This is a genomic window from Acetivibrio ethanolgignens, from assembly GCF_001461035.1.
GTDB classification, from domain to species: Bacteria; Bacillota; Clostridia; order Lachnospirales; family Lachnospiraceae; genus Velocimicrobium; species Velocimicrobium ethanolgignens.
Map to the genome: position 1 here is coordinate 1 of NZ_LNAM01000095.1, position 1,413 is coordinate 1,413.

General features: G+C 42.7%; 1 protein-coding gene. It reads left to right on the plus strand.

Going from position 1 to position 1,413, the window contains the following annotated elements:
* Positions 1–86: 86 nt before the first annotated feature.
* Positions 87–1,209 (plus strand): IS3 family transposase gene (locus ASU35_RS05325; protein WP_147525385.1). Its coding sequence is split into 2 segments (ribosomal slippage): positions 87–362 and positions 364–1,209, totalling 1,122 coding nucleotides; the frame shifts between segments, so codons are not numbered across the junction.
* The last annotated feature ends 204 nt before the right edge of the window (positions 1,210–1,413 follow it).

Consider the following 1,413-nt stretch of genomic DNA (forward strand, 5'->3'; position numbering starts at 1 on the left):
TATAATGAACCCATAAATTAAGACAAAAAAATCGTTGTTTTTAAGTTGGATTTCCCTTATGATTTTATAGCGAAAGGAGTCCAACTATGGCAAGACAACAACATTCACCAGAGGAGAAATCCAGGCTTGTTCTTGAAGCAATTCGAGGCGAGCGTACCATCAATGAGATTGCTGCTGAGAACAATATTCATCCCAATATGCTTTCAAAGTGGAAGCGGGAGGCAGAAACTCAACTGTATACACTGTTCCAGGACAACTCATCCAAAGAACGTAAGGCTCAAAAAGCACGCGAAGCTGAAATCAACGATTTATATGCACAGATTGGCAAGCTCACCACTCAAAACGAGTGGTTGAAAAAAAAATCTGGTTTCTGAACTTAGCGTACCGGAACGCCGACTGCTTGTGGATATGAATGGATCAACTCTTTCCATTTCTGTACAGGCCAGCCTTTTGGAACTTAATAGAAGCGGGCTCTATTATCAGCCGGCTCCACATTCCACAGAGGATCTGTACATAAAGCAGATGATTGACAAAATCTATACCCGATACCCGATGTATGGATACCGTCGCATTTGCTGGTATCTTAACGAAAAAGAGCATTATCTGATCAATCACAAAGCAGTCCTTCGGCATATGCAGGAAATGGGCATACAGGCCATATATCCACGGCAAAACACAAGCAAGCCGGAGCCGTCCAATAAAATTTATCCTTACCTACTGAAAGGGCTTAAAATCGACCATCCAGATCAGGTTTGGTCCATCGACATTACCTATATACCAGTCAAAACAGATTGGCTTTATTTGGTGGCAATCATTGATTGGTACTCACGGTTTGTGTTGCATTGGCAACTGAGTGACACCATGGAAATCGGATTTGTTCTGGATACCAGCCACAAAGCATTGAAGGTATCCAGACCTGAAATCATGAATTCTGACCAGGGAAGTCATTTTACAAGCCCCAAATTCACACAGATTTTTCTGGATGCAGGATCCAGGATTAGTATGGATCACCGTGGTCGTGCCTACGACAATATCTTTGTGGAAAGGCTCTGGCGAACCATAAAATATGAGGATGTATATCCAAATGCATATGAGACACCAAGAGAAGCACGTATTGGTATCAATAATTACATGAACTTTTATAATCACGAGCGTCCACACTCACGGTTGAAATACCGCACGCCAGAGGAAGTCTACTGGGACAGGTAATTATCCTGTCTCTCCCTTCCCGAAGGGTAAGCGCGGATATATGAGCTGTAAAGGGTTCCTTCGGAAGCTGCCAGGCAGCACACCCTTGACAGTTCATATATCCACACTTAGTGGGTAAACAAGGGAGATGAAGGATGGGATTATCCCTTCCGAAATCCAACTTAATTTTTTGAAAAAAGTGTCTTGACAAATGGGTTCACTTTA